Annotated in this window: 26 protein-coding genes, 2 rRNA genes and 1 pseudogene (1 of these 29 cut by a window edge); 14 read left to right on the forward strand and 15 right to left on the reverse strand. The window is 58.4% G+C overall.

What is annotated here, in order from left to right:
- Positions 1-184: 184 nt before the first annotated feature.
- The 5 genes from ACWNZ3_RS20175 to ACWNZ3_RS20195 form a co-directional block, all read right to left on the reverse strand.
- A complete protein-coding gene (locus tag ACWNZ3_RS20175; RefSeq protein ID WP_496902057.1) occupies positions 185-913 on the reverse strand; it encodes an SDR family oxidoreductase in 729 nt (242 codons plus the stop codon).
- A gap of 29 nt (positions 914-942) precedes the next feature.
- Positions 943-1,674 (reverse strand): SDR family oxidoreductase, encoded by a 732-nt coding sequence (locus tag ACWNZ3_RS20180; protein ID WP_496902058.1) that lies wholly within the window; start codon positions 1,672-1,674, stop codon positions 943-945.
- A 60-nt stretch (positions 1,675-1,734) separates the two neighbouring features.
- On the reverse strand, positions 1,735-3,015 hold the full coding sequence (locus tag ACWNZ3_RS20185) for a class II D-tagatose-bisphosphate aldolase non-catalytic subunit (protein ID WP_496902059.1): 1,281 nt from the start codon (positions 3,013-3,015) through the stop codon (positions 1,735-1,737).
- On the reverse strand, positions 3,012-3,992 hold the full coding sequence (locus tag ACWNZ3_RS20190) for a tagatose kinase (protein ID WP_496902060.1): 981 nt from the start codon (positions 3,990-3,992) through the stop codon (positions 3,012-3,014). Before ACWNZ3_RS20190 ends, ACWNZ3_RS20185 begins: the two co-directional genes overlap by 4 nt.
- A 140-nt stretch (positions 3,993-4,132) precedes the next feature.
- Positions 4,133-5,113, reverse strand: coding sequence for a sugar-binding transcriptional regulator (locus ACWNZ3_RS20195; protein ID WP_269360428.1), 981 nt, complete (start codon positions 5,111-5,113; stop codon positions 4,133-4,135).
- 210 nt (positions 5,114-5,323) lie between these two features.
- Between ACWNZ3_RS20195 and ACWNZ3_RS20200 the strand changes: the two genes are divergently transcribed.
- From ACWNZ3_RS20200 to xylB, 9 genes are all read left to right on the forward strand, one after another.
- The gene (locus ACWNZ3_RS20200) at positions 5,324-6,763 is read left to right on the forward strand and encodes an extracellular solute-binding protein (RefSeq protein WP_496902061.1); all 1,440 of its coding nucleotides are present in this window, start codon (positions 5,324-5,326) and stop codon (positions 6,761-6,763) included.
- 134 nt (positions 6,764-6,897) lie between these two features.
- Positions 6,898-7,773: a carbohydrate ABC transporter permease gene (locus ACWNZ3_RS20205; RefSeq protein ID WP_496902062.1), complete on the forward strand. Its 876-nt coding sequence runs from the start codon at positions 6,898-6,900 to the stop codon at positions 7,771-7,773.
- A 4-nt stretch (positions 7,774-7,777) separates the two neighbouring features.
- Complete coding sequence (locus ACWNZ3_RS20210) at positions 7,778-8,614, forward strand: carbohydrate ABC transporter permease (protein ID WP_269360425.1); 837 nt, start codon at positions 7,778-7,780, stop codon at positions 8,612-8,614.
- A 4-nt stretch (positions 8,615-8,618) separates the two neighbouring features.
- A complete protein-coding gene (locus ACWNZ3_RS20215; RefSeq protein ID WP_496902063.1) occupies positions 8,619-8,864 on the forward strand; it encodes a DUF2160 family membrane protein in 246 nt (81 codons plus the stop codon).
- A 3-nt stretch (positions 8,865-8,867) separates the two neighbouring features.
- Entirely contained in the window at positions 8,868-9,920 is a 1,053-nt protein-coding gene (locus ACWNZ3_RS20220; protein WP_496902064.1) for an NAD(P)-dependent alcohol dehydrogenase, read from the forward strand.
- A gap of 11 nt (positions 9,921-9,931) precedes the next feature.
- Positions 9,932-10,993, forward strand: coding sequence for an ABC transporter ATP-binding protein (locus tag ACWNZ3_RS20225; protein ID WP_496902065.1), 1,062 nt, complete (start codon positions 9,932-9,934; stop codon positions 10,991-10,993).
- Between the two features lie 41 nt (positions 10,994-11,034).
- Positions 11,035-11,736 (forward strand): HAD family hydrolase, encoded by a 702-nt coding sequence (locus ACWNZ3_RS20230; protein ID WP_274574714.1) that lies wholly within the window; start codon positions 11,035-11,037, stop codon positions 11,734-11,736.
- Positions 11,733-13,205, forward strand: a complete 1,473-nt coding sequence (locus ACWNZ3_RS20235) for a mannitol dehydrogenase family protein (protein WP_496902066.1) — start codon at positions 11,733-11,735, stop codon at positions 13,203-13,205. Before ACWNZ3_RS20230 ends, ACWNZ3_RS20235 begins: the two co-directional genes overlap by 4 nt.
- Positions 13,206-14,657 (forward strand): xylulokinase, encoded by a 1,452-nt coding sequence (xylB, locus tag ACWNZ3_RS20240; protein ID WP_496902067.1) that lies wholly within the window; start codon positions 13,206-13,208, stop codon positions 14,655-14,657. It begins immediately after the preceding gene.
- Positions 14,658-14,718: 61 nt separating this feature from the next.
- Here xylB and ACWNZ3_RS20245 read toward each other — a convergent pair.
- Positions 14,719-14,913 (reverse strand): annotated as a pseudogene (locus ACWNZ3_RS20245) (hypothetical protein); the annotation flags it as partial.
- Between the two features lie 438 nt (positions 14,914-15,351).
- Here ACWNZ3_RS20245 and ACWNZ3_RS20250 point away from each other — a divergent pair.
- Both ACWNZ3_RS20250 and ACWNZ3_RS20255 read left to right on the forward strand, forming a co-directional pair.
- Positions 15,352-15,888 (forward strand): dihydrofolate reductase family protein, encoded by a 537-nt coding sequence (locus ACWNZ3_RS20250; RefSeq protein WP_496902068.1) that lies wholly within the window; start codon positions 15,352-15,354, stop codon positions 15,886-15,888.
- Positions 15,885-16,448 carry a TetR/AcrR family transcriptional regulator gene (locus ACWNZ3_RS20255; protein WP_496902069.1) on the forward strand — a complete coding sequence of 188 codons (564 nt, stop codon included), beginning with the start codon at positions 15,885-15,887 and terminating at the stop codon, positions 16,446-16,448. The genes ACWNZ3_RS20250 and ACWNZ3_RS20255 overlap by 4 nt, the downstream gene beginning before the upstream one ends.
- Before the next feature lie 304 nt (positions 16,449-16,752).
- Here ACWNZ3_RS20255 and ACWNZ3_RS20260 read toward each other — a convergent pair whose 3' ends face one another.
- Both ACWNZ3_RS20260 and ACWNZ3_RS20265 read right to left on the reverse strand, forming a co-directional pair.
- Positions 16,753-17,694: a quinone oxidoreductase family protein gene (locus ACWNZ3_RS20260; RefSeq protein ID WP_496902070.1), complete on the reverse strand. Its 942-nt coding sequence runs from the start codon at positions 17,692-17,694 to the stop codon at positions 16,753-16,755.
- 81 nt (positions 17,695-17,775) lie between these two features.
- Positions 17,776-18,216, reverse strand: a complete 441-nt coding sequence (locus ACWNZ3_RS20265; RefSeq protein WP_496902071.1) for an SRPBCC family protein — start codon at positions 18,214-18,216, stop codon at positions 17,776-17,778.
- Between the two features lie 144 nt (positions 18,217-18,360).
- Here ACWNZ3_RS20265 and ACWNZ3_RS20270 point away from each other — a divergent pair, with 144 nt between their 5' ends.
- A complete protein-coding gene (locus ACWNZ3_RS20270; protein WP_496902072.1) occupies positions 18,361-19,338 on the forward strand; it encodes an AraC family transcriptional regulator in 978 nt (325 codons plus the stop codon).
- Positions 19,339-19,445: 107 nt separating this feature from the next.
- Here ACWNZ3_RS20270 and ACWNZ3_RS20275 read toward each other — a convergent pair whose 3' ends face one another.
- The 3 genes from ACWNZ3_RS20275 to ACWNZ3_RS20285 form a co-directional block, all read right to left on the reverse strand.
- A complete protein-coding gene (locus tag ACWNZ3_RS20275; protein WP_496902073.1) occupies positions 19,446-19,859 on the reverse strand; it encodes a VOC family protein in 414 nt (137 codons plus the stop codon).
- Positions 19,860-20,025: 166 nt separating this feature from the next.
- Positions 20,026-20,574 carry a contact-dependent growth inhibition system immunity protein gene (locus ACWNZ3_RS20280; protein WP_269368062.1) on the reverse strand — a complete coding sequence of 183 codons (549 nt, stop codon included), beginning with the start codon at positions 20,572-20,574 and terminating at the stop codon, positions 20,026-20,028.
- Entirely contained in the window at positions 20,571-20,864 is a 294-nt protein-coding gene (locus tag ACWNZ3_RS20285; protein ID WP_331284259.1) for an endonuclease toxin domain-containing protein, read from the reverse strand. The genes ACWNZ3_RS20280 and ACWNZ3_RS20285 overlap by 4 nt, the downstream gene beginning before the upstream one ends.
- 17 nt (positions 20,865-20,881) lie before the next feature.
- On the opposite strand from ACWNZ3_RS20285, the gene ACWNZ3_RS20290 reads away from it, so the two are divergent.
- Both ACWNZ3_RS20290 and ACWNZ3_RS20295 read left to right on the forward strand, forming a co-directional pair.
- Complete coding sequence (locus tag ACWNZ3_RS20290) at positions 20,882-21,109, forward strand: hypothetical protein (RefSeq protein ID WP_496902074.1); 228 nt, start codon at positions 20,882-20,884, stop codon at positions 21,107-21,109.
- Positions 21,106-21,225 carry a hypothetical protein gene (locus ACWNZ3_RS20295; RefSeq protein WP_496902075.1) on the forward strand — a complete coding sequence of 40 codons (120 nt, stop codon included), beginning with the start codon at positions 21,106-21,108 and terminating at the stop codon, positions 21,223-21,225. Before ACWNZ3_RS20290 ends, ACWNZ3_RS20295 begins: the two co-directional genes overlap by 4 nt.
- Positions 21,226-21,284: 59 nt before the next feature.
- Here the strand turns inward: ACWNZ3_RS20295 and ACWNZ3_RS20300 are convergent, their stop codons facing one another.
- From ACWNZ3_RS20300 to ACWNZ3_RS20315, 4 genes are all read right to left on the reverse strand, one after another.
- Positions 21,285-21,839, reverse strand: a complete 555-nt coding sequence (locus ACWNZ3_RS20300) for a putative glycolipid-binding domain-containing protein (RefSeq protein WP_496902076.1) — start codon at positions 21,837-21,839, stop codon at positions 21,285-21,287.
- 326 nt (positions 21,840-22,165) lie between these two features.
- Positions 22,166-22,280, reverse strand: a 5S ribosomal RNA gene (gene rrf / locus ACWNZ3_RS20305).
- Between the two features lie 185 nt (positions 22,281-22,465).
- Positions 22,466-25,318 (reverse strand): 23S ribosomal RNA (locus ACWNZ3_RS20310).
- A 434-nt stretch (positions 25,319-25,752) separates the two neighbouring features.
- On the reverse strand, positions 25,753-25,946 hold the 3' portion of the coding sequence (locus ACWNZ3_RS20315; protein WP_496902077.1) for a glycosyltransferase family 2 protein. It continues 664 nt past the right edge of the window; 194 of the gene's 858 nt are visible here — the last part of the coding sequence; its start codon lies beyond the right edge, outside the window; it ends in the stop codon at positions 25,753-25,755.

Here is a 25,946-nt window from a genome sequence, read left to right on the forward strand (position 1 = left end):
GTCTCAATCTCACAGATCAAGCAGCCACCTGACAATGTCGGCAAAGACGGCTTCAGCAAACTGGGCCAGTATGTTCGGAAATGCAAAAGTGGCCGCTGCGCCAAGCAACCCCCACACACATCGTCACCACATTCTGTAGAACCAATGAAAAGGACGCAGCTGTCCGCCTCCGTCATTACTTTGGTCAGATGTCGAATGCCGTGGGCAAAATGATCATATCCCGGATTGTCACGTTGCGTCCACGCGTTAGCGCATAGATCAGTGCGTCCGACACCTCGGTCGGTTCGATGATCGAACCGCTGTCCTTGGCCTTTTGCAACCGGTCTGCGGGCCAGTCGGCCAACAGCGCGGACACCACAGGTCCGGGCGAAACCTGACCCACGCGAATGCCGTGTTCACGCAGCTGGCGGCGCATGGTCTGCACGAAACAAGTGATGGCCCATTTGGACCCCGAGTAGACTGGCTCCCACGGGATGGCGGCATGACCGGCAACCGAACAGGTCACCCAAATGTCACCGGTGCCGCGTTGCTTCATATGCGGGATAACCGCGTGTACGTTCTTCATCACGGCATTGACGTTCAGGTTCAGCATCCGGTCGATGGTGTCTGGATCGGTCTGGTCAAGATCACCGCCGATATAGGTGCCGGCGTTGCAGTAAAGGATATCAATGTGATCCACCTTTTCCAGGATCGACGGGACCATTGCCTTGCAGCAGTCTGCATCCAGCAGGTCAGCGACCTGTGCAATGGCCCTGTCGCCCAGCCGGTCAATGCAGGTTTTCAAGGCGTTTTCGTCCCGGTCCACCATGACCACAGTCGCGCCCTCGGCCAGCAGCGCCTCGGTGGCGGCCAAACCGATACCAGAGGCGGCGCCGGTGACAACTGCGATTTTTCCGTTAAGAGATTCGGCCATGTCAGCCTCCTTTGTTCGGGTTGAAACGTTCAGACGGCGAGGAAACCACCGTCGACAGGAAGAACGGCGCCGGTCACCATGGGCGCATCGTCGGAAAGCAGCATGACGATGGATTTGGCCACGTCATTGACCTCGGCAAAGCGGCCGACGGGGTGGCGTGCCATCATCGGATCCTTCTTGGCGGGATCGGACCATGCGGCGGCGGCCAGCTCTGTCATTGTTACGGTGGGCGCAACGGCATTGACGCGGATACCATGGGCACCCAGTTCCCTGGCCATGACACGGGTCGCCCCTTCGAGACCGGCCTTTGAGGCGGCGTAGCACAGGTGTTCGTCAAACCCGCGATGCCCGGCAATCGACGTCACGTTCAGGATGGCCCCGCCGCCACCCGCTGCCACACGCGCCCGTGCGAAAACCTGCGCACAGATCAGGGCCGCACGTAGGTTGATCCCCATCACGGTCTCATATCCCTCGTCCGTCATCTCCAGCACTGTTTCAAGGACATTGGTGCCAGCGCAATTGATCAGGAAATCGCAGGTGCCAGCCTCTTTCATCGCGGCGCGTGCGGCTTTGTTGTCCATCAGATCGACGATGATGGGACAGCAACCGGTTTCCTGGCTGAGACTGTCCAGATCGGATCTGGTTCTCGCCATGGCGAAAACGGATGCGCCGCGTTTGGCCATTTCCACCGCGCAGGCCCGTCCAATGCCTTTTCCGGCGCCTGTGATGATGACCGATTTTCCTGCGAATTGTGTGCTCATCGCTGTGTTCCATAATCTGTGATGTATCTGCCATGGGGTGAAGTTCGATCCACTCGAAGGTCAGACCTCTTTGGGTGTGCAGGCGGCGTGATATGCGGTCAGCGTATCGCAGACGCGCTGGATCAAAAGCGTTTCGGGGTCGAGCGGTCGGCCAGCGGCATGGGCTGCGCGTGGCATATGTTGCCACATCAGAGGCAGGGGTACGGTCTGCCCGTCTAGGGCCGCCAGAAGGTTTGCGACGGCTGTCTGCGCCTTTTTTTCTGTCCAGTAATATCGAATGCGGTCCGACAGTGAGTAGTGGCACATGACGCGTTGTTCTGCGTCCGTGCCAGAATAGTGACGTGCCCAATTCTCCTTATGGGTCTGCATCAACTCTTCCATTGCATGATAAAGAGGGCGGTCACCATAGTCGGGCAACATGTCACTTGCGATAAGGTCGAGCGCGTAAAGCGCCTCGCGAAGCACGAAGGTCAACTCAGGACCAACTTTAAGGATCGAGAAGCCGTCTCTGACCATTTCCGACAGCGGACCCCTGCCCTGATAATCCGTGCTGTGTGCCTCAAACACGAGACCGTCATGCGCCTCCAAAACGCTGAGTAGGTCGCGTGCCTTCGATGCGTCATATGGGATGACATTCTGGTTTCCGAATTCCACGCCGGGCTGGACCACCAACCCGATGACACGGCCCTGCATTCCCGAAAGACCATGTTCCGCGAAAATCCTGTTATGGACCTCGATTGTCGCGCGGGCCGCATCTGGTTTTGTCGGCGTAATCGTTTCCAGCGCGTGATCCGCGCCACCGGGCGGAGGAACCTCGGTGCCAATGATGTAAAGTGGCAAGGGCAGATCCGAGTGCTCGGCGGTTTGTTCGGCGCGGACGACAAGCTGTGCGGCCCGCAGGGCTGTCGTCTCGTCATCCAGCGTTGCGGCTTCGTTTGCACAGCCCATCGACGTATCAAGGTGAATTTTGCGGAAACCGGCGCTGATATACGCCGCGATCATGTCGCTGGCCTGCTCCATCGCGGCCGCGGCCGGAAGGTGCCGCCACGGATTGGGCCCAAGGTGGTCGCCTCCAAGCACGATCAATTCGCGTGGGCAATCTTCTTCCTCAGCAAGGTCACGGACCAGTTCGGCAAAATCAGACGGGGTCATGCCTGTGTAGCCGCCAGTATGGTTGACCTGATTACAGGTAGCTTCGATCAGGATAGTGCTGCCATATTCGCGCCCATGGCGTAGTGCTGCGCGCAGGACAATTGGGTGGGCAGAGCAAACAGAGGTGATCCCCCGTACCTGTCCCGCACGATAGAGCCCCGCAAGGTCCGTCAACTGGATTGCAGTCACAACGAAAGCTCCGTTTCCTGAATGAATCTGTCTAGTTCCTGCCGCGTCCCGATCCCTTCCATGGGTCCGCGGAACGTTACGTTGCGCGCCCCGGCAGCATTTGCGTAGGTCAGGCATTGTCGGGTGCTCATGCCCAGTCGGCGCGCCGCAACATACGCTCCACCAAAGCAGTCTCCGGCGCCGGTGGGGTCTGTTTCTTTGACCCGGAACGCCGGAACACGTGTCAGGGTGCCATCGGCCTCGTGAGAGCTAGACCCGTGCCTGCCGCGCTTAATTGCGATTTCCGAGACGCCGAGACGGAACAGATGTTTGGTTGCCGTTTCTTCGCCCTCATCCGGGGACAGGCCGGCTGCAACAAATATCTCGTCTCCGGACGGCAACAAAAGGTCCGACATAGCGATCATTGTAGCGACGCGCGCGCTGGTCGCGGGATCGGCCCGCAATTCCTTGCGCATGTTGGGGTCGAGCGAAATGCTCCCGCCGCGGTTCGATATGATCTCAGCCGCGCATTCAATCATCGGCCAGACGGTCGCGTTACCCAACAGGGTACCCATAACGTGTAGGTGCCCGGCGCGCGCAACGATCGCGTCGACTGCATCGGTCCAAGCCAGACTTCCGGCGGCGGATGTCCACATGTTGAATACGAAGTCACGATCTCCGTCAGGTCGATATCGAACGAATGCTGTCCCGGTGGGTAACTCCGGATTGATACCTATCCCGGAGACATCGACATTGTCCCGCCGCAGCCGCTCAATGTTCATGCGTCCGAATTCATCATCCCCGACCGCGCCGATCATCGCAGCCGATCCGCCAAAGCGCGCGCACTGATCTATGAAGATTGCTGGGGCCCCGCTGGGATAAGGCCCCATCAAGGGAATCGGCTCGCCAAAGCCTGAACCGATGGTTGTAGCGACGAATTCGGTAAGAATTTCGCCGATGCACACAGTTGGACCAAGACTGTCTGCAGCCAATGTCATTGCGTCACCCGTGTTTTGATAGTGCGGCAAAACCCGATGCCGACGGGTGTGATCACAGCAAATTCCAGTCGTGACCAGGTCCGACTGCTGGTCCAGACAAAAGTGTGAGTTCCCAACCTTCGCATCCGGTGCCTCTCAAGTTACTCGGCTTCACTGGCTTGCACCGGCGCGTCCGCAAGCAGAAGGCGCGCAGTCACGTCATCGGTGACCAATGTATCAACCAGGTTGCGTTTGCAGGCCGCCCTGATGATTTCGACTTTGTGGGGGCCTGCGGCAGCCATGATCTTTTCCGGCACATCCAGAACCTGGCTAAGCGGCATTCCGACGGTGCGATTGTCCACCGCCTCGGACACGGAGGCGCCATTACGGTCGAGAAACTGCCCCAGCACATCGCCGATGGCCCCAGCATCGATCAGGACCTGTGGCGTAAGTCCATGCGGCAGCCCGTGTTCAACCAGAAAGGATTTTTCCGAGACGTTCGAACAGGTCAAAAGAACCGCATCAAGGGTTTTGAATTTTTCGAAATGTTCCTTAAGCGCGTATTGCGAAAGGAAAAGTTCGCGGTCGATCCCCTCTGACAGATAGATCGGCGCGGTCAGAACCGAAAAGCGCGCGCCCAGAACGTTGGCAAAGCCCGAAGCAATCCCGAACGAGTTTAACGTCGACCCCTTTGCCGTGCCGCCCAGAATGGACACAACCTCAAGGTCCGGGTGCGATTGCCGCGTGAGCTTTCTGATCGCGGCGTCTAGCGTCAAACCCCAGGACACCCCCAGGGAGGTCCAGCCCCCTGTCGCCAGGCGTTCCGCAAGCAATGCCGCGAGCGCCGCGCCGACAGGTTTGTGATAGTCGTAATCCGCCTCGTTTGCGGAACCGACGACAACGCGCCGAAGCCCCAGCGCCGCTTTCAGATTCTCCTGCAACTCAACACGCGGCAGAAACGGCGATTCAATCTGGATTTTCACGAAACCCAGCGATTTCGCCCGTTGAATCGCCTGATTTACACGCAGCCTTGTGACGCCCATCTGACGCGCTACATCGGCCTGGGTCATTTCGTTCACATAATAGTGCCAACAGACCTCGGTAACGAAGGCATCACTGTCTTCAATTGCTTCGCGCCCCAATTTGAACTCCCCCAAGACATGCCGACGTCATGCGCGACAACTGCGCAACAAGGTGGCACATATACATATGACTGGCAATACTTACATATGAAAATTTACACTTGAATTACATCTGATGCAATTGCATTGTCACGGCGGGAGGTGGCGTGTAACGATTCGCTTAGTGTGCTCAACAGCCTGCGCTGCGCCCTTAAAAATGGGAGGAAAACCGTGAGTTTTACATTCAAGATAGGCGCATCTGCGCTTGCACTGACCGTCGCCGCGACCTCGGCATTTGCCGAAATCGACGAGGCCTGGTGGAAAGCAGCCGCCGAACCGTATCAGGGCGTCACCATCCGTGGCGTGACGGAATCGTCGCCGCCGTCACTGTACATCCGCGAAGTTCTCGCGCCCGAATTCGAGGCGTTGACCGGCATTCGGGTCGACGTCGAAACAACGTCCTGGGATCAGATGTTCGACAAGGCCATCAAGGACATGGAAGCCGGCACCGGCATCTATGACATGGCCTATATCGAACAGGACATCATCTATTCGTATCTGTCCCGCGACTTTCTGACCGATCTGACCCAGTTCCTGGCCGACAATCCGGATCTAAAGGCGACAACCTACGACGAAAGCAATTTCACCACCTTCGCAAACTACTTCAAGGACGATGCAGGCCATCTGTACGGTGTGCCAATGGAAGCTTTCCTGAAGGTCTATCTTTACCGGACCGACCTTTTTAACGATCCTGAGATTCAAGCGGCGTTCAAGGAAAAGACAGGTCGTGACCTTGCCCCCGCGACGACCCATGCAGAATATGCCGAGATCGCGCAATTCTTTACTGCATACGGCGAAGAAAACGGCCTGGATCTGTGGGGCACCACCGCACAAGCCCACACCGGACACGTGGCGTCCTGGTATGAATATTTCGAGTCAGTCGCACCGACCTTCGGCGTCTACAACTGGGGAATCGACGCGGACAACAACTATGGCGCTTCGGTTGAAAACGGCGGCGAAATGAACGGCCCCGAAGCAGTCGAAGCAATGGAATGGTGGCTGTCCATGCGTGACATCGCGCCGCCTGAAAGCCCTGCATCGACCTGGACCGAGGTCGGCACCACCTTTGGCGCGGGTCGCGCAGCGCAAGGTCTGGTTTACGGCGAAAACGCAGGCTGGATCGCCGCGGACGAAACCAAATCGCTGGTTGTCGGCAAGGTTGGCGTGGCGCTGCCGCCGCTGAAAGATGGCATTCTGGAAGAAGTTGAAGGCGGCACTGGCTACATCGGCTATTATGATGGCGGCGCATTCGGCATGCCGCATTCGTCAAAGAACAAGGAAGCCACCGCGCTGTTCTTGCAGTATATCGGCCAGAACGAAGTTCAGCCCGATTGGGCGGTTGCCGCACCGCGTGTGACCAACACCGCGACCTATGACGATCCCAAGGTTCAGGAGATGAACGACAAGCTGAGCGGCTATTATGATCTGATCAAGGACAAGGGCTACCTGTTCGCAGGGGCCCCGGCCTATCCGTTCCACGCGCAGGTCCGCGAAGCAACAGCGCCGGTCTTTTACCAGATCCTGACCGGTGATCTGGGTGTTCAGGAAGGTCTGGATCAGATGGCCGCGACGGCAGAATCCACTTTGACCGAACTGGGCTACCGCAAGTAACCTGATCTCCTCTCAGGTTGCCGACAGGGTCGCCGCCGCTGGCTTCACGCGGCGACCCACATCGAAACCAAGTCACATTCATTCAAGGCACAGCCGATGTCATCGTCGGGCATCGACAACAGCAAAGGTGCGTCATGCAATCCAAAACACTTGGCTGGATCCTTCTGGCACCGACACTGTTGATCCTGTTCTTCTTTGGTGTCTTGCCCTTCATCTACGTCGTCTTTGTTTCTTTCCATCAATGGAACCCTTTTGCGGTCAATCCAGAGATGGTGTTCAACGGCGCGAATAACTTTCGCCAGATCGTCTTTGACCCCGCGTTCCTGAGTTCGATAGGCGTCACAGTTATGTTCGTCCTGTTCGCCGTCCTGTCCGAACTGATCCTTGGCTATGTGCTGGCGCAGGCGTTCATGCGCGATTTCCCGGGCAAGGCGATCTTTCGCACGATCCACACGCTGCCGTTGATCATGGCACCGATTATCGTCGGGTCGGTCTGGAAGCTGATGACGACGCCCTCGATCGGGATCATTCCGAAGTTCCTCGACGATTGGTTCGGGATCACGATGAACATCGCCACATCCGCCCCTGCCGCCTTTGCCACGGTGGTCATCATGGATATCTGGCACTGGACGCCGCTGGTGACCCTGACGCTGATTGCCGCGTTGGTTTCGTTGCCGTCGGACCCATTTGAACAGGCGCAGATCGACGGCGCGAACAAGCGTCAGATCTTTTGGCACATTACGCTGCCGATGATTGCCCCCGCCGTTGTCGCAACCGTTTTCATCCGTCTCATGGACGCCCTCAGAACGGTTGATGAGGTCTGGATGCTGACCGGCGGCGGACCCGGCTCTGCCACCCGATTTGTCGGCGTGCACATCTTCAAGGAAGTGTTCCCGAAAACGAACTACGGTTACGGCTCGACCATTTCGGTCGTCGTTCTCTACCTCACGATCGTCGCCTGCTGGTTGCTGTACGTGACCATGCTTGCACCCCGCAGCAAGAAGGACTGAGGCTATGAAAAAGCAAAGCCCGATCATCGGTATTGTCTTCTGGAGCCTTGTCAGCGTGCTGACCCTGTTCCCGATCTACTGGCTGTTCGTCATTTCGGTAAAGCCTGCGGTTCAACTGTTTTCGACACCCGAGCTGATCTTGTCGGACCCCTTCTGGGGGAACTATACCAAGGTCTGGGGCGACCGGCTCTTACGCAGCTACATGCTGAACTCGGTCATCATCTCGACCGGAAATGCGGTGCTGTGCACGGTGCTTGGGTTTTTTGCCTGCTACGCGCTGTCGCGGTTCAACATGAGCGGCAAGGAGTCAATCTTCTTCTGGACCATCACCAACCGCATGGCGCCGCCGGCGGTGTTCTTGCTGCCGCTGTTTTTGCTGATGACACAGGTCTATGCGGTGGGTGACTGGAACCTTCTGGACACGCGGATCGGCATGATCCTGGTCTATTGCACCTTCAACCTACCTTTTGCGATCTGGACCCTGCGGCCGACCGTGGACGGCATTCCGAAAGAACTGGACGAAGCGGCCTATGTCGACGGTGCCAGCGCATGGAAGGTCATTACCGAGATCGTTTTTCCGCTGTGCCGTCCCGGCCTGGCCGTGACCCTGATCCTGACCTGGGTCTTTGCCTGGAACGAATACCTGCTGGCTGCGACCCTGACCAATTTCAACGCACGCACCCTGACCACGGGTCTTTCCGAATACGTGACGTCGACCGGCACCGAATGGGGCATCATGGCGACAATCTCGGTCTTTACGCTGATCCCCGCCCTGATCGTCTTTGGCCTTGTGCAAAAACACATCGTCGCGGGGCTGACCTTTGGCGCGGTGAAAGGATAACGACATGAGCGACCCACGCCACACGCCACTTGCCACGACACAGCAAGAGGACGAAAACGCGCCACCCGAGGAGACTTCAGGCTTTCTGCCCATCGAGACGAACTGGTTCGACCGGCTTTTCATTTCGGTCGTCCTGTGGATCGCGCTGTCGCTGTTCTGGTTCCGGTTTCTGGAACCCGCCGGGCTGTCCATCTGGATCGCCAACGCTATCGCCGTGGTGATGGCATTTATCATCATCAGAAAAGGCTGAGACATGAAAGCGCTCGTTCTTGAAAAGAAAGACGAACTCAACCTGCGGGACTTCCCCACCATTGACCGGGTCGAGGAAACACTGGGGCCGCGCGATGTGCGTATCAAGCTGCACACCGTGGGCATTTGCGGGTCGGACGTCCACTATTACACGCACGGGCGCATCGGGCCGTTCGTGGTGAACGAACCGATGATCCTGGGCCACGAGGCATCGGGCACCGTGATCGAGGTCGGCGCCGACGTGCAAACGCTGAAGACCGGGGATCGTGTCTGTATGGAGCCGGGTATTCCCGATCCCAACAGCCGAGCGACGCAACTGGGCATGTATAACATCGACCCGGCGGTGCGGTTTTGGGCGACGCCGCCAGTACACGGGATCCTGCGTCCGACATGCGTGCATCCCGAGGCCTTTACCTTCAAACTGCCGGACAATGTGAGCTTTGCCGAGGCGGCGATGGTCGAACCCTTGGCTGTCGGTGTCCACGCCGCCACCAAGGCGCGGGTCAAGCCCGGCGACAACGCGGTTGTCATGGGGGCGGGGCCCATCGGCCTGGTGACGGCGCTGGCGGCATTGGCGGCGGGCTGTGCGCGGGTTTACGTGACCGATCTGGCCGAGAAAAAGCTGGAGATTGCTGGATCGCTCAGCGATGCCATCGCGCCGGTGAACGTCAGTTCAGAGAATATCGTCGATATCGTCAAACGCGACACGGACGGTTGGGGTGTGGACCTTGTCTTTGAGGCGACCGGATCGCCCCATGCGGCAAGAACCGTGTTCGAACCGCTTTGCCCCGGCGGCTGTGTCGTCATGATCGGCGGTCAACCCGATCCGATCCAATATGATGCGGGTGCCGCCATGGTCCGCGAGGCGCGGATCGAGAATATCTTTCGCTACGCCCACGTGTTTCCGCGCTGCGTCGGCATGCTGAGCTCGGGAGCCATCGACGTCAAACCGCTGATCACCAGAACATTCGACTTTTCGGACAGCGTGCGCGCGTTCGAAATCGCCGCGTCTGCCCCTCCGGCGGATGTGAAGATGCAAATCGTACTTCCGCAATAGGGGACAGCGACATGGCCACCGTAACAATAAATGACGTCATCAAGCGCTACGGCAACGTGCAGGTCATGCATGGCGTCAGCGTCGATATCGAGGATGGCGAATTCGTCGTGCTGGTCGGCCCTTCGGGCTGTGGCAAGTCCACGCTTTTGCGGATGCTTGCCGGTTTGGAAGAGGTCAGCGAGGGCACGATCTCGATCGGCGAACGTGTCGTGAATGACATACCGCCCAAGGAGCGAGACATCGCGATGGTGTTTCAGAGCTATGCGCTGTACCCGCACAAAACCGTCTATGACAACATAGGTTTCCCGCTAAAGATGGCGAAACGCCCCGCCGCCGAGATAGACGAAAAGGTCACCAAGGCCGCCGATATCCTTGACCTGACCAAATACCTCAAACGCTATCCCAAGGAACTGTCGGGAGGTCAACGCCAGCGCGTCGCCATGGGGCGGGCCATCGTGCGTGATCCACAGGTTTTCCTGTTCGATGAACCGCTGTCGAACCTGGATGCCAAGCTGCGCGTGACCATGCGCGTTGAGATCAAGGAACTGCATCAGCGTCTGGGCACCACCATCGTCTATGTGACGCACGATCAAATCGAAGCCATGACCATGGCCGACAAGATCGTCGTCATGCGTGACGGGCGTGTGGAACAAATCGGCTCGCCGCTGGACCTGTACGACAATCCGCAAAACACCTTTGTCGCCAGCTTTATCGGGTCGCCGTCGATGAATTTCGTGCACGGTAAGGTCGCTTCCGAAGACGGCTGCAAGGTCTTTGTTTCGGACAGTGGACTGAAACTGCCCCTGCCTCAGACATCGGCACAGGACGGGCAGGGCGTGACATACGGTATCCGTCCCGAGCACATTCAGATCGGCGCAGCGGGCATTCCCATGGACGTGGTTGTAGTCGAACCCACCGGATCAGAAACGCAAATTTTTGCCAAATCCGGCAAGGACCTGATCGACGCGCTGGTCAAGGACCGAATCAACGCGCGCCCTGGTTCGCAACTTGGCTTTGTCATCAATCCGGATGACGTGCACCTTTTTGACCGCAGGTCCGAGCATCGCATTTGAAGACCCCTCTTACGAACTGCCCAGACAAGAGGGGACGCGCCATGCCCAGAACACGGGCCGTGATATTCGATCTGGACGGGTGTCTGGTTGACAGCGAACCGCTGTCGCTTGAGGCCATCGCCGTCGAGATGCGCAATCTTGGCATTCAGGACGCCAGTGCCCGTGAAGTCGGCGAACGGTTTCTCGGGGTCGCGATGCCGGTGATTGTCGACTATGTATCCAAACGGCTTGGCCGCCCCGTCCCTGCGGATTTCGCACAGCGGGTCGAGGACCGGTTGCTGGCCTCCTACGCGACCAAACTGGTCAAGATCGCGGGCGCGGATGCGTTGCTGTCAGGTCTGCAGAGACAAGGCACCGCCATGGCAATCGCGACTGGCGGGTCATTGCGTCGCATGGCTGCAACGCTGGAACTCGCGAGGCTTGCACAGTGCTTTGCAGATACAGCTTGCAGCGCGGAAGAGGTCGCAAACGGAAAGCCCGCGCCTGACCTGTTCGTGCTGGCACTTGAGCGGCTGGGCCTGAAGGCCGCCGAGTGCCTCGTGCTGGAGGATTCTCCGCACGGTATCCGGGGTGCGCGAGCGGCCGGCATTCCCGCCATTGGCTTTGTCGGCGGAGAGCATCTGGACGGAAAACGGGACCAGCATGCTGCCGTGCTGCGCGATGCCGGTGCAATCGCGGTCTTCACAGAACTTTCAGAGGTCACGGAGTTCATCCAGGGGCACACGCAAAGGACCACAAAATGATCGCCCTCTCAGACGACACGCTGAATGCCCTGCCTGCAGGCATCGACGTGCCCCGCTATGACCGCAGAACGCTGAAAGCCGGGATTGTCCACATCGGATTGGGCAACTTTCACCGGGCGCATCAGTCCTGGTATCTGCACCGGCTGATGCAGCAAGGACTTGCTCTGGATTGGGCCATTGTCGGCGCGGGCGTGCGCCCTTACGACAACGAGATGCGTAACCGGCTGGAGAAACAGGATTTTCTGACAACCCTGATCGCATTGGATCCTGCTGGTGTCGTTGGCGAAGTCACCGGCTCAATGATTGGCTATGTCCCCGTCCAAAAGGGCAACCGCCAGCTGATCGACGCGTTGGCGGCGCCCGATATTCGCATCGTCTCTCTGACCGTGACCGAGGGCGGCTATTACATTGATCCCGTTTCAAAAGGTTTTGATGTGTCCCATGCGGACATCCGGCACGACGCGGCGCATCCGGATACCCCGTGCACCGCCTTTGGTGCCATAGTCGCCGCACTGAAACTGCGTCGCGATGGAGGCGTCGGCCCCTTTACCGTGCAAAGTTGCGACAACCTGCAAGGCAACGGCACCGTCTTGCGGCAGACGGTGGTTTCGCTTGCGCGGTTGAGTGATCCGGATCTGGCGGATTGGATTGAGAGCAACTGCTCCTTTCCCAATTCCATGGTCGATTGCATCGTTCCCGCCACGGGACCAGGGGAAATCACATTGGTCCGCAACATGGGGATCGACGACAGAGCACCTGTCACCCATGAACATTTCCGGCAATGGGTGATCGAAGACGATTTTTGTGCCGGTCGCCCGGACTGGGACAAGGTCGGTGCGCAGTTTTCGAACGACGTACATGGGTACGAGGCGCAAAAGATCCGCATTCTGAACGGCGGCCACCAATTGATCGCCAACGTGGCCGAGGTTCTGGGGATTGAAACCGTGTCGCAGGCAATGCAGCACCCTTTGGTTGCGGGTTTTTTCCGAAAGGTCGAGATCGAAGAGATCGTGCCTCACGTCACACCGGTGCCGGGAATGACGCCCGCCGCCTATGTGGATCTGATCGAAACTCGTTTTTCCAACCCCCGGATCGTCGATACCATCCGGCGTATCGCCTTTGACGGATCATCCCGCCACACCGGAATGATCCTGCCCACTGTCCGTGACGCTCGCGCCGCCAACGCCCCGCTGGACGGTCTGGCGCTGGCCGAGGCCGCCTGGGCGCGCATGTGCGAGGGAACCCGTGACGACGGGTCCGAAATCGCGCCAAACGACCCGCAATGGGCTCAGCTGAACGCTACGGCGCAGAAGGCAAAATCATCGCCGGTCGCGTGGCTGGAACAACGGCAACTTTACGGTGACCTTGCCGATTGCCCGCGCTTTGCCACCAGCTTTTCACGCTGGTTGAACATGATGTATCACGACGGCATGAATGCCGCGCTGCTAACCTATCTGAAGGGCGCCTGAATGACATTTCTTGGCATTGACCTTGGCACTTCCGGCCTACGCGTATTGCTTGTGGACGGCGACGGAACCCCCATCGGCGCGATCGAGCGGCACTATAACGCCACCCATCCGCACTCCGGTTGGTCCGAACAGGATCCGGCCGACTGGATCGCGGGCCTCGAGGCCGCCATTGACGAAATGCGCGCAACCTACCCCACCTTTGCGGACCTGCGCGGCATCGGCGTGGCGGGTCATATGCACGGTGCGACGCTGCTGGATGCGTCGGGGGCGGTTCTAAGGCCCTGCATCCTGTGGAACGATAGCCGATCCTATGCCGAAGCCGCACATCTGGACGCCAGCGAAGGGGTGCGCGCGCTGTCGGGCAACATCGTCTTTCCCGGCTTTACCGCGCCCAAGCTGGAATGGGTCCGCAAGCATGAACCCGAGATATTCAGCAAGGTCGCGAAGGTGCTGCTTCCGGCGGCCTATCTGAACTATTACCTGACCGGCGACTATGTTGCAGACATGTCCGACAGCGCAGGCACCTCGTGGCTGGATGTCGGCGGGCGATCGTGGTCACCCCGTCTGCTGGAGGCCAGCCACATGCGTGCCGATCAGATGCCGCGTCTGGTGGAAGGGTCCGAAGCCGCCGGGGAACTTCGCACAGAATTGGCCGCACGATGGGGGATCGCCGGACCGGTGACGGTCGCGGGCGGTGCGGGTGACAATGCCGCCGCCGCATGCGGCATCGGCGCACTGGACGAGGGACAGGGGTTTGTGTCGCTCGGCACCTCGGGCGTTTTGCTGGCGGCCCGTGACGGTTACCGGCCTGCGCCGGAGACCGCTGTTCACACCTTTTGCCACGCCCTTCCCGGTCGATGGTATCAGATGGGCGTCATGCTCTCGGCCACCGACAGTCTCAACTGGCTGGCCCGGATCGCGGGCAAAAGGCCGTCGGAATTGACCGGCGCACTGGGCGATACCCTGCTGCCGCCGTCGTCGGTCAGATTTTTGCCCTATCTTTCGGGGGAACGCACCCCGCACAACGATGCCGAGATCAGGGGCGCCTTTACCGGGCTCTCAACCGGCACGACGCTCGAAGAGCTGACGCGCGCGGTGCTGGAGGGAGTGGCTTTCGGACTGCGCGACAGCTTTGACGCGTTGCAGGCGACGGACGCCAAGCTGGAAAGCCTTATCGCGATTGGCGGTGGCAGCGCGTCGCGATACTGGCTCCGGGTGATCGCGACCGCGCTGGACATCCCGCTGCGGCTACCGGCCTCGGGTGAATTCGGTGCTGCACTTGGCGCGGCGCGACTGGGCATGATTGCCGCGTTTGACGGCCCGCCGGAAAACGTCATCTTGCCACCGGAAATCAAAGAGGAAATCCTGCCGAACCAAAGCTGCAGCGTTGCCTTTTCAGACGCCTATGCGGCGTTTCGGGATGCCTATCCCGGACTTAAGGCCATCCAGTGATGCGGCTGCAGCCCATTTTACGTGGCAATGCAGCTCGGCCTCTTTCTGGCCTGGGCATTTGCGGCGAGAACTTCACCACCCGGCAGTTCAACGTGGGAAGATCGATTTCGACGCCGCATTCAGCCATGATCTCCTCAAGATCCCGATACGAGACACCGAAGCGGACATAGAAAAATACAGCGTAAAGGATCGCGCTCTTGGGGAAATGGTTCCCTTTGAAATCAACCGCCGCGCTTAGGTGTTCGCTTTCAAACACAAAACGCACACTTGCCACTCGCGATCCAGTCCCGCCAACCGCTAAAACCTTGCGTCAGAACCTTTTCTTTTGCGATGCCCACCAATTTCAGCCTAAGGACCTAGGCGGCATTGCGCAGCGGCGCCAATGTTTCGACCTCAAGGACAGCTTTCACCATGTGTGATTTTCGCCGGCGGGCATTTCGGGCGCAGAACCGTGCCACAGGTCGAAGGCATCGGACCTAGCGTGGAGATATGAGCCGATAGCGGCGGGGCGTGAATATCGAGTTGACCTGATCGTGGGCGGTGAGGACGGGAACTTTGCGACCGTCTGCTTTCGGCCTCGGGTGCCTTCAATCGCGAGCGAAGTCTCAGCCTTGCCAACGCTCGGACATTGATCTTGACACTTGGGACGCGCGTCGGCATTTATTATTATACATTGTATAAATAAAGGTGTGAAATGATCACTGGACATGCCTTCATCGCTACCAGTTTGGACGGCTTCATCGCTCGAAGCGACGGTGATATCGCTTGGCTTCTGGAGCGCGATAATCCCGACGAAGACCATGGCTACGATGCCTTTATTGCGGACATCGACATCATTCTGATGGGCCGTGGAACGTTCGATAAAATGCGAGCCACCAGGCCCTGGGTCTACAGTCGGCCAGTTGTTGTCATGTCATCAACCATGACGCAATCCGACCTGCCGGACGACCTGGTCGAGAAGGTCCGGGTTGCGAACAATACACCTGAAGAGACGATGCACATGCTGGAAATCGAAGGACATCGGAAGGTCTATGTCGATGGTGGTCTTCTCATTCAGTCCTTCATTAGGGCCGGATTGATCACCGAGATGGTAATCACGAGCGTTCCGGTGCTCCTTGGTGAAGGACGCAGATTGTTCGGAAAGGTCGCCGCAGACATTTCGCTTCGCCACGAAGGGACGAAGAGCTTTCCCTCCGGACTTGTCCAGTCCCACTACCGGGTTGAAGCATGAAGCGACCACGGGGGCGGCCGCCGCAGGCGGAAGCTCCTGTCTCGCGCGACGATATGGTCCTAGCGGCCCTCGAACTTCTGGACCGCGAGGGCGTAGACGCCTTCACCATGAGGGCGCTGGCGAAGCGACTCGGTATAAACCCGATGACGATCTATCATCACTTCGGCGGTCGTGATGGCTTGATCGGCGCGATGTCGGACGCGGTCTACGCGCAAGTAAAGGCGCCAGTGGACGGCACGCCATTCGATCGGATTGAAGGTCTGCTGAAGGCCTACCAAGCGCAGGTGCTCCGCCATCCGGCATTGACCCTGCTGATCTTCAGCCGACCGATGGTTTTTCCGCAGCAGGCCGAACGGATCACCAACATGATTTCTGCCTTTCTGGCCGAAGGCGGCCTTCAAGATCACAAGGCGCGGCTGTGGCGCGACATACTCGTGGACTTCACCCATGGCGCTGCGTTGGCGACTGCGATGAGTGGACGACGCTTGGACTGTGCTCCTCCCGAAGATCAGGGGTTCACCATGGCGTTGAGCGAACTTTTGGTAGGCCTAAATCAATGAGATTACCAGGGCGGTAAGGGCTCGAAGCAGACCTCGGCGCGACACTTGATTTACGATGCGCGAACAATCTCCGCCGGGCGCCTATCCGCGCAGGAATGGTGGTTCTATTTCAAGCAGATGTGAAGCCTCCTCTCGGGACATTGCTGCGCAATGCCCTGCCGGGCAATGGGCTGCGGGAAAATCCGTCAACCCCGTCACGCCAAAGGCGTGCCGACTTGGCATAGAACTAATGGCGACAGAACCCGGCGAGCTTTTACAGAACGCTTTTTTTGAGTGACTTGTCTTCATCCAGGCGTCGGCCTCTCTAAGGCTGAATGACATAGCGAACGTCGCTGGATCGTTTCCAGACGCTTTCGACGCCGCTCAGCGGTCGGACCTCGTGAGGGGGCGCGAAACCCTCGCGCTGCGCAACAGCCAGCAGCTCGCCCACGGAGGACAGATAGTCGCCCACGGCAGCCGAACCGATGCCTGAACCCAGGATTTCCAGCCCGGAGCTTTGCAGCCCGTAGCCGGAAATCGGCACTGTGGCACCGCCAAGCGTTCCAAGAACCAGATAGCGGCGGCTTGGTTCCCCGGCGGGAGATCCTCGTCCCGCGGTGGCGGCGGCAAGGAGGCGTTCGGCCACCGACCCCCAGACGAAATCGAGAACGATGTCGACGCCGTCGTCGAAAACGGCCTTCAGTCGATCATCTGCATCCGGAGCGTCGAGCGCAATTCCGGTATCCGCGGACAGTCCCTTCAGCTTCTCATGGGTGCGCACCACAGCGATGGTGCGACCTGCACCCAGATGCCGCGCGACCTTCAGGGCCATCCAGCCGGCCGAACCATTCGCGCCGGTAACGAGCACTGACTGTCCGGTTTGGATCGGTGTGCGGCGGGTCAGTGCGACCCAGGAAGCCAGGCCGGCGGTGGCGACAGCGGCGGCACAGGCATCGCTCAACCCGTCAGGAACGGGTACGGTCAATGCTTCCGGAACAAGCGTGCGCTGCGCCAGCGCCCCGAACGGCGCTTTCGGGAACAGGAAATAGACCCTACGTCCTGTGGCATCGGTCCCCACCCCATCGACGCCGGCGACAAAGCCGTCACTTTCCGCCGATATGGGTTGCGCCGAGGCACGGGTGCGAACAACCGGGCTGATAGGTGCCGCAGTGACCGCGATAACGACCTCACCTTCGTTCGCTTCGGGTTCGTGGAATTCGCCGTATCGGGGGCCATCCCCGGGCGACGTGATAATAGCGGCTTTCATAACGAGATCTCCATATTTTCAGACAGTGTGGGAGTTGGCCATCTGTGCCGGGTCCGGGCACATGGGCAGCTCGGTAATGGGTCAGAGCCCTTCGAAATAGGCTTGCATGTCTTCGATGTCGCGCTGGTAGATGCTCCGGACCCAGGCCCTGACCTCTTCCGGTGCGCCTTCACGGATCGTGAAGCTGCCGCACCAGTGAACCAGCGCCCGGTTGCCATCCGTGATCGGAATGACCTGGACTTTCCCACTGTAATCCTGGATCGGCAGGGACGTCGGCGGCAGCAGGGCATAGCGGAAGTAGCGTTCCCGATCCGACAGAGCAATCAGGCGTTCGCGCAGCTCGTTGCCGCTGTCGAATACCAGTCGGCGGATTGCTCCGACCTGATCGACCGCATCCTCTCCCTCGATATCGCTCGTGACGATATTGCGCACCCAACGTGCGGGGCCCGAGAAATCTCTCAAACCCATCCAGACAGTATCGGCATCTGCATCGATGACACCGCTCGCAACAACTTCAGTCATGTTTGGTCCTTTTCTTTCCTGTTCGGCGATGCCCGGCGGAATCGGGATCGACGAGGGGAACAACATGACCGCTAGATAGACAGCAGGCTCCGGACGGGCTATGTGAGATAGTTCTAGTCTTTTACGCGATCGTACGGATCTGCCATGGACCCATTGTCTGACCTTCTGTCTCTGCTCAAGCCGCAGAGCTACATCACAGCCGGGTTTGACGCCGGGGGCTCCTGGGCACTCGCTCTCGACGATCTTGCGGGGCGCATCAAATGTTATGCTGTGATCCGCGGTACCTGCTGGCTAAAGGCGGAAGGAACAGTAACATCGGTGCGGCTCGATGAAGGGGAATGCTTCGTGCTGCCGAGCGGCCGGGACGTCATCATCGCCAGCGGCCCTGACGTTGCGCCGCGTCCCGCCAGCGAAGTGCTCGATCCCGGGAGCAGCGGCAATACAATTACTGTCAACGGCGGCGGCGATTGCTATCTGGTCGGCAGCCGTTTCGAAGTCAACGGACGCCATGCCGCGCTCCTTCTGCGGTCCCTTCCGCCCCTCATCCGGGTCAAGACCACCGACGGCAGAGCGCGATTGCGTGGGTCCATCGAGATGATGATGGAGGAGATGCGGGAGGCGCGCGCCGGGTCTTCGCTCATGGCTCAGCAACTGTCGCACATGATGCTGGTCCAGGCTCTTCGATTGCACGTGGAAGACCAGGGGCAAGACACGACCGGCTGGCTCGCCGCGCTCGCTGATCCGCATGTCGGCCCGGCGATCCGTGCGATGCATGCGGACCCTGGCCGCGCCTGGACAGTGGAGGCGCTGGCGCGGCAGGTTGGTCTGTCACGCACGGTTTTCGCGCAACGGTTCAGACTGAAGGTCGGCACGACTCCGATTGCCTATCTCACCCGCTGGCGGATGATGCTCGCCGGTGAAAGACTGGTCGGGACCGGCGACAGTATCGCGGAAATCGCGGCATCACTTGGATATGCCTCCGAGTTTGCCTTCTCGGCCGCTTTCAAGCGGGAAATGGGCCGCCCGCCGCGCCGTTACCTGCGGGAAGCGGAGCGTGAACCCGAAAAGGACAGAAACCATTCATTTCGAGCATCGACTGGGGCGCCCACACCTTCAGCTTAAGGCCTATCCCGGGAATCAACTCGTGTGGAATCCGTCCCGGAGACCAGCCGGTCCCCGACCAGACACCCAGAGGGGCGGAATCGATATCCGCTCCGCAGACAAGCACGTCAAGCGCCGCGCCAAACCCGGGCCTCGGCTTCGGTCAGACGGCTTGCCCCTGCCGCGATGATCTGCGCGCTGGCAAGGTCCAGATCGCTGACGCTCAGACATAGATGCGCCAGAGCGCCGGTGACGACAGCCTGTCCCGGGATCGCGCCAACGCCCTGCATCGGGATCGCGGCGCTCATATCGAAGAGTTCGATCCAACTCCGGGCATCGGCACTTTGCATCATCACCGCGGTGTCGATCCTGTAGTCAGGCAGGTGCCAGTGGTGCACCTTCTGATATCCAAGCGCCTCAAAGAAGGTCACGGTCGCAGTCAGATCTTCCACCCGCAGGGCGATGTGATGCAGACCCAGGAAGGGTTGATTGGTCATGGGCGTCTCAGGGCGGTCTGTCTGGGTTTGTGCGGTGATGGTCATCGGACATTCCTTCGAGAAGTTGAAACACCCATCTCAAAGCCCGCTTTTTCTTTTCAGATTGGTAGAAGGCCCCGTCCAAACCTGCCCGAACAAAACAGTTCCAATAGTCCGCTCAGCGGGACGAAGCGGAAATTCGCTGCGACTGCGCCAATGTCGGCATTCACATCTACGAAACCGATCCACCCTTTGCCAGCGCCCGCAGATATGCCTCACCCAATTCAATCGCGCTGGCCGAGGCGGGGACGGTTTCCTTGCCCGAGGCGTCTGTCTTCTTGCTCCAGAAATACCGTCCCTTGCGGCGGGCGAAGGCGTAGATCTTGATCTCGTCCCAGTCGGAATGCAGCGTCACGTTCACGCCCCTGGCGCCACGATAAAGGCTGGCCTTGGTCTTCACGCCTGCCAGCCGCATCAGTTCCGCATCGTAGGCGTCGACCAGCTCTGCCGCCTTGCGTTCCTTGAACAGCGCATCGAAATCGGGGTGCGACGGGTGGATGAAGCGGGCATGCGACAGCGCGTCGAGGATCGCGGTGCCGAGCTGTTCGGCATCGGCATCGGGGGGCAGGACATGGCGGATGCCTTCGGGGTCGGGCAGAGCGCCACGGTAGCAGACCTTGGATTCGATCAAATAGAATTTGGTGAACGCGTTCGCGGTGACGCTGAAATGTTCACGCGCATCTCCGTTCGGTAGATTGTGATAGCTGCGATCCTCGCTCATCCCGTCACCTCCACAATCATCTCTATCCCCAAATCCTCAGCCAAGTCGACCGCCCGCCGTATTTGCGACATTTGTTCCGGCGAACCTTCGGGGACGGCCAATTGAAGAACGCGAGCCTCGACCTTGCCGGGATCGATCAATCCTTCTCCTCCGTCAAACTCCGCCAAGTCTCGCAGATACTGACTTAACGTACCGTAAATCTGCGATGGCGAGGTTCGGTAGGTATAGGCATCCAAATCAAGCGTTTTCACGCTGGTCGCCTGGCCTCTCTTATTTGCTACTGGGAACAGTTACGGAAGAGATGCACATGGGCCAGTCTGACAATTCTGACATAGCCGCCAACGGCTACCGGACGGTGCAGCACCAGAACCGTGATGCCTTGAAAAGCTGGTGTGACCTGGCCGCGGGTCTGGACACCGTGCGGGGGCAGTGGAAAGCGTCGATCATCGTCGCGCTGTCCGAAGGGGCCGCCGGGATGCCGACCGCCGCGTGCTGGTGCGGGCCTTGCGACAGCTTGAGGCAGATTTGCTGGTGACCCGGTCCGGGACATTGCAGGTCACCTACAGGCTCACCAGGGATGCGGTCGCGCTGGCGCGAATTCTGCACGATCTGTCCGATTGGCAGGCGCAGCGCGGCAGTTTGACTGAATAGGTATTCCGTTTGCCCGGATTTTCGTCTGATCAATTTGGCCCGGAGCGCCGGACGCGCCCCTACCGGACCGCGACCCAGAGGTCGGGATAGGAGCGAATGACACCGAAGCCATCCGTCTCCAGCTCCGCCTGATAGCCATGGATCGGCGAGGCATAGGCAAAGGTTGTGGCTGATGTCCGGTGATAGCTCTGCACCAATGGCTTCAGGGTCCAGTCTTCGGAGTCGAGCCAAAGCGCGGTTGTCTCTGTCCTGTCGCCGATCCCGAGGCCAAGGCGCCGGATCGCATTGGTATTGCTGGCCGGGGTGAACCCCAAATCGACGTCGAGCAGGGCTTCGCTGCCCGGGACGGCTTGTCCGTTGAGTTGCCAGCCTGCCGCGTCGCTGCGTTCGATCACAAGAGAGAGTGGCCGGTGACCTACCCAGCCGTTAACAACCGCCAAGCGGCTCGTCCAGTCAGGTGCGCAGAGAAGCGAATAGGAAAGACAGGCGACCGCGCCCTCATGCACAAAGTTCGCCTGTCCCTCGATCGCCCACCCCTCGTCCCGCGAGACAAACCGGCAGGCATCCGTGCCCGAAGTATCAAGGCGCTTCCAAAGGACAGAAGGATATTCCATGTCGACCTCCAAGGCATCGCACTCCACGCGCCGGTTGTAGCCGCCTGCAACCGCGAATGAAAGCCACCCGACTTTTGCGGTCCCGTCGCTTGGCCCCAAACGATTCGGCCGAATCCGTCCTGGCAAAGGATGGACTATGAAACGAAGAGCCACTTCTCAGTTCATGGTTTTATACTTCGTTGGGGTTCAGCTGCTCATGCCCTCCAGCTATCACGCTGGAGTCACGAGATGAATCCCCTCACCCGTTTTGCGCAACAACGCCGGTCCTGATCCTAAGTCGAGTTATCTGATCATCGAAGAGAGATACAAATTAGAGGACTTGTTAGGTTTGGCGATGACCTACTCTCCCACGTCTTAAGACGCAGTACCATCGGCGCTACGGCACTTAACGGCTGGGTTCGGGATGGGACCAGGTGTTTTGCTCGCGCTATGATCACCAAACCAAACAAATCCTCTACGAGCCTTCCGCGATGGGAAGGTTTCGGGCGGGAGGCGTCGCATTCTTGGATGCGCGTTCCCGCTCTTTTGCCATTCCGGAAGGAACGGCTGTGTTGATGTCCAAGTCAGTACAGCTAATGTATGTGTATGCTTTTGATTGATAAGCAGAAGTCTTGCTTCTACTGGATCAAATCAAGCCTATCGAGCAATTAGTACCAGTCAACTGAACGTGTTACCACGCTTACATCTCTGGCCTATCGACGAGGTGGTCTACCTCGGCTCTCAGGGATACCTTGTTTTGAGGGGGGCTTCCCGCTTAGATGCCTTCAGCGGTTATCCTGTCCGATCATAGCTACCCAGCACTGCTATTGGCATAACAACTGGTCCACCAGTGGATCGTTCACCCCGGTCCTCTCGTACTAGGGGCAACTCCTCTCAAGTATCCTACACCCACGGAAGATAGGGACCGAACTGTCTCACGACGTTCTAAACCCAGCTCACGTACCTCTTTAAACGGCGAACAGCCGTACCCTTGGGACCTGCTCCAGCCCCAGGATGAGATGAGCCGACATCGAGGTGCCAAACACTGCCGTCGATATGGACTCTTGGGCAGTATCAGCCTGTTATCCCCGGCGTACCTTTTATCCGTTGAGCGATGGCCCTCCCACTTGGGACCACCGGATCACTATGGCCGTCTTTCGACTCTGCTCGACTTGTCAGTCTTGCAGTCAGGCTGGCTTCTGCCATTGCACTCAACGAGCGATTTCCGACCGCTCTGAGCCAACCTTCGCGCGCCTCCGTTACGATTTAGGAGGCGACCGCCCCAGTCAAACTACCCGCCACACAGGGTCCCGGATCCGGATAACGGACCGCGGTTAGACATCAAGCAGAACAAGGGTGGTATCTCAAGGGAGGCTCCACCGAAACTAGCGTTCCGGCTTCAAAGCCCACCACCTATCCTGCACATGTTCGGCCTAATGCCAGTGTGAAGCTGTAGTAAAGGTGCACGGGGTCTTTCCGTCTAACCGCGGGAAACCTGCATCTTGACAGGTAATTCAATTTCGCTGAGTCTATGTTGGAGACAGCGGGGAAGTCGTTACGCCATTCGTGCAGGTCGGAACTTACCCGACAAGGAATTTCGCTACCTTAGGACCGTTATAGTTACGGCCGCCGTTTACCTGGGCTTCAATTCAGAGCTCTCACCCCTCCTTTTAACCTTCAGGCACCGGGCAGGCGTCAGACCCTATACGTCGTCTTGCGACTTCGCAGAGCCCTGTGTTTTTAATAAACAGTCGCCACCCCCTGGTTTGTGCCCCCAGCCCCTAGTTGCCTAGGAACCGGGCCTCCTTCTCGCGAACTTACGGAGGTATTTTGCCGAGTTCCTTCAACATAGTTCTCTCAAGCGCCTTGGTATTCTCTACCAGTCCACCTGTGTCGGTTTAGGGTACGATCTAGCGATGGAGCTATTTCCAGGAACCTCTAAGCAGCCCATTCAATCCGATAAGGATGAACTACCCTCGAGATCCGTCACTTCCATCTGGCCCAGGAATATTAACCTGGTTCCCATCGACTACGCCTTTCGGCCTCGCCTTAGGGGTCGGCTTACCCTGCTCAGATTAGCTTTAAGCAGGAACCCTTGGACTTTCGGCGAGAGTGTCTCTCACACTCTTTGTCGCTACTCATGTCATCATTCTCACTAGTGATCTCTCCACCGGATCGCTCACGCGCCAGCTTCACAGAAAACTCCTTACCCTCCTCAACGTAGGGTGCGCATTTACTGCGCACCAACGCTGAAGGGGATAGGAGTTATGTCACACTACGCTCTGCTACCATGCAATAAATGCATCCTCAGCTTCGGCTCATGGCTTGAGCCCCGTTACATCTTCGCCGCAAGACAGCTTAATTAGACCAGTGAGCTGTTACGCTATCTTTAAAGGATGGCTGCTTCTAAGCCAACCTCCTGGTTGTTTTGGCCGTCTCACCTGCTTTCCCACTTAGCCATGAATTAGGGGCCTTAGCTGGAGGTCAGGGTTGTTTCCCTCTTCACGACGGACGTTAGCATTCGCCGTGTGTCTGCCATCTAGTACTCCTCGGTATTCGGAGTTTGGTTAGGATCAGTAAGCCTGTGGGGCCCCATTACCCATCCAGTGCTCTACCCCCGAGGGTATTCGGATGACGCTCTACCTAAATAGATTTCGCAGAGAACCAGCTATCTCCGAGTTTGATTGGCCTTTCACCCCTAGGCACAGCTCATCCCGATCCTTTTCAACGGATGTGGGTTCGGTCCTCCAGTAAGTGTTACCTTACCTTCAACCTGGCCATGCCTAGATCACTCGGTTTCGGGTCTGATCCCACGAACTCGACGCCCTATTAAGACTCGCTTTCGCTGCGCCTACACCTAACGGCTTAAGCTTGCTCGTGAGACCAAGTCGATGACCCATTATACAAAAGGTACGCTGTCAGGGCGTAAAGCCCCTCCAACTGATTGTAGGCGTTCGGTTTCAGGTACTGTTTCACTCCCCTCGTCGGGGTGCTTTTCACCTTTCCCTCACGGTACTGGTTCACTATCGGTCAGTAAGGAGTACTTAGCCTTCGAAGGTGGTCCTCCGATCTTCAGACAGGATTTCACGTGTCCCGCCCTACTTAATACGTCCAATCATGCTTCTTATACGGGACTATCACCCACTCTGGTTGCGCATTCCAACGCATTCTAACCACACTCATGGCTCGGCTGGTCCCCGTTCGCTCGCCGCTACTAGGGGAGTATCAATTGATTTCCTTTCCTCCGGGTACTTAGATGTTTCAGTTCCCCGGGTTTGCTTTTCTAAACCTATGTATTCAGTCTAGAAATACCTGTTTTACCGCATTATTGATCGCCGCCGAAGCGGGTAACAATAACACAGTATCAGGTGGGTTGCCCCATTCAGAAATCCATGGATCAAAGCCTATTCTCGGCTCCCCATGGCTTATCGCAGAGTATCACGTCTTTCATCGCCTCTTACTGCCAAGGCATTCACCAAACGCCCTTTTCGCGCTTGATTTGATCCAGAAAAAGCAAGACTTGCGTCCCGCGCGACGATCAGAAGCTGGTAAGAAACTGATCCTCCTTATCCTGGTTCAAAAGCATACTTTTTCCCGCCCAGACTATCGTCTGGACAACGAGACATGCTGATAGCCGCAGCCCGTGCAGGGTGCAGCGTCATGTCTCTGGTTAGTGTACTTGACTTGGACAACACGTTCTTTTCGGCAGGCATACGCCTGGTCGGCCGAGGAAACAGCCTTGCAAACGCTCGCTTTGGCCCACATCCGAAGACATGGTCCGCCGCACCAAACCGAGGTCATTCCCTTACGCGGGACAACCAAACAGTGTTGTTATTGTATCTCTCTTTACGATGTCAATTTGGTGCGTCCCCGAAGGAACTCACCAGCGTCCGATTGGACGAGCAAACGCGCCGCAGCGCGCTTGCTGATCTAATCAGCTGTACTTGAACCACTCAGGCAGGACCGTCCGGTTGTCGAATGTAACCGATCTGGCTCTGAGAACCTTTTGCGATGCCTCCGCGACCGGATCATCTGCAATGGCTGCATAGGCCTGTGCCCTTGCAGTCATCCAGTCGATCTTTGGTGCTTTTTGAAACATGTCAAAGAACTTCATGGCGTCCTTGTCGG

The sequence above is a fragment of the Sulfitobacter sp. IGS-18 genome, assembly GCF_059628195.1.

Excerpts from the sequence above, each read along its gene's own strand:
- ACWNZ3_RS20175 (WP_496902057.1), bottom strand. The coding sequence starts at position 913 with ATGGCCGAATCTCTTAACGGAAAAATCGCAGTTGTCACCGGCGCCGCC.
- ACWNZ3_RS20180 (WP_496902058.1), bottom strand. The coding sequence starts at position 1,674 with ATGAGCACACAATTCGCAGGAAAATCGGTCATCATCACAGGCGCCGGA.
- ACWNZ3_RS20190 (WP_496902060.1), bottom strand. The coding sequence starts at position 3,992 with ATGACATTGGCTGCAGACAGTCTTGGTCCAACTGTGTGCATCGGCGAA.
- ACWNZ3_RS20205 (WP_496902062.1), top strand. The coding sequence starts at position 6,898 with ATGCAATCCAAAACACTTGGCTGGATCCTTCTGGCACCGACACTGTTG.
- ACWNZ3_RS20210 (WP_269360425.1), top strand. The coding sequence starts at position 7,778 with ATGAAAAAGCAAAGCCCGATCATCGGTATTGTCTTCTGGAGCCTTGTC.
- ACWNZ3_RS20215 (WP_496902063.1), top strand. The coding sequence starts at position 8,619 with ATGAGCGACCCACGCCACACGCCACTTGCCACGACACAGCAAGAGGAC.
- ACWNZ3_RS20220 (WP_496902064.1), top strand. The coding sequence starts at position 8,868 with ATGAAAGCGCTCGTTCTTGAAAAGAAAGACGAACTCAACCTGCGGGAC.
- ACWNZ3_RS20225 (WP_496902065.1), top strand. The coding sequence starts at position 9,932 with ATGGCCACCGTAACAATAAATGACGTCATCAAGCGCTACGGCAACGTG.
- ACWNZ3_RS20230 (WP_274574714.1), top strand. The coding sequence starts at position 11,035 with ATGCCCAGAACACGGGCCGTGATATTCGATCTGGACGGGTGTCTGGTT.
- ACWNZ3_RS20235 (WP_496902066.1), top strand. The coding sequence starts at position 11,733 with ATGATCGCCCTCTCAGACGACACGCTGAATGCCCTGCCTGCAGGCATC.
- xylB (WP_496902067.1), top strand. The coding sequence starts at position 13,206 with ATGACATTTCTTGGCATTGACCTTGGCACTTCCGGCCTACGCGTATTG.
- ACWNZ3_RS20250 (WP_496902068.1), top strand. The coding sequence starts at position 15,352 with ATGATCACTGGACATGCCTTCATCGCTACCAGTTTGGACGGCTTCATC.
- ACWNZ3_RS20255 (WP_496902069.1), top strand. The coding sequence starts at position 15,885 with ATGAAGCGACCACGGGGGCGGCCGCCGCAGGCGGAAGCTCCTGTCTCG.
- ACWNZ3_RS20260 (WP_496902070.1), bottom strand. The coding sequence starts at position 17,694 with ATGAAAGCCGCTATTATCACGTCGCCCGGGGATGGCCCCCGATACGGC.
- ACWNZ3_RS20265 (WP_496902071.1), bottom strand. The coding sequence starts at position 18,216 with ATGACTGAAGTTGTTGCGAGCGGTGTCATCGATGCAGATGCCGATACT.
- ACWNZ3_RS20270 (WP_496902072.1), top strand. The coding sequence starts at position 18,361 with ATGGACCCATTGTCTGACCTTCTGTCTCTGCTCAAGCCGCAGAGCTAC.
- ACWNZ3_RS20275 (WP_496902073.1), bottom strand. The coding sequence starts at position 19,859 with ATGACCATCACCGCACAAACCCAGACAGACCGCCCTGAGACGCCCATG.
- ACWNZ3_RS20280 (WP_269368062.1), bottom strand. The coding sequence starts at position 20,574 with ATGAGCGAGGATCGCAGCTATCACAATCTACCGAACGGAGATGCGCGT.
- ACWNZ3_RS20290 (WP_496902074.1), top strand. The coding sequence starts at position 20,882 with ATGGGCCAGTCTGACAATTCTGACATAGCCGCCAACGGCTACCGGACG.
- ACWNZ3_RS20300 (WP_496902076.1), bottom strand. The coding sequence starts at position 21,839 with ATGGAATATCCTTCTGTCCTTTGGAAGCGCCTTGATACTTCGGGCACG.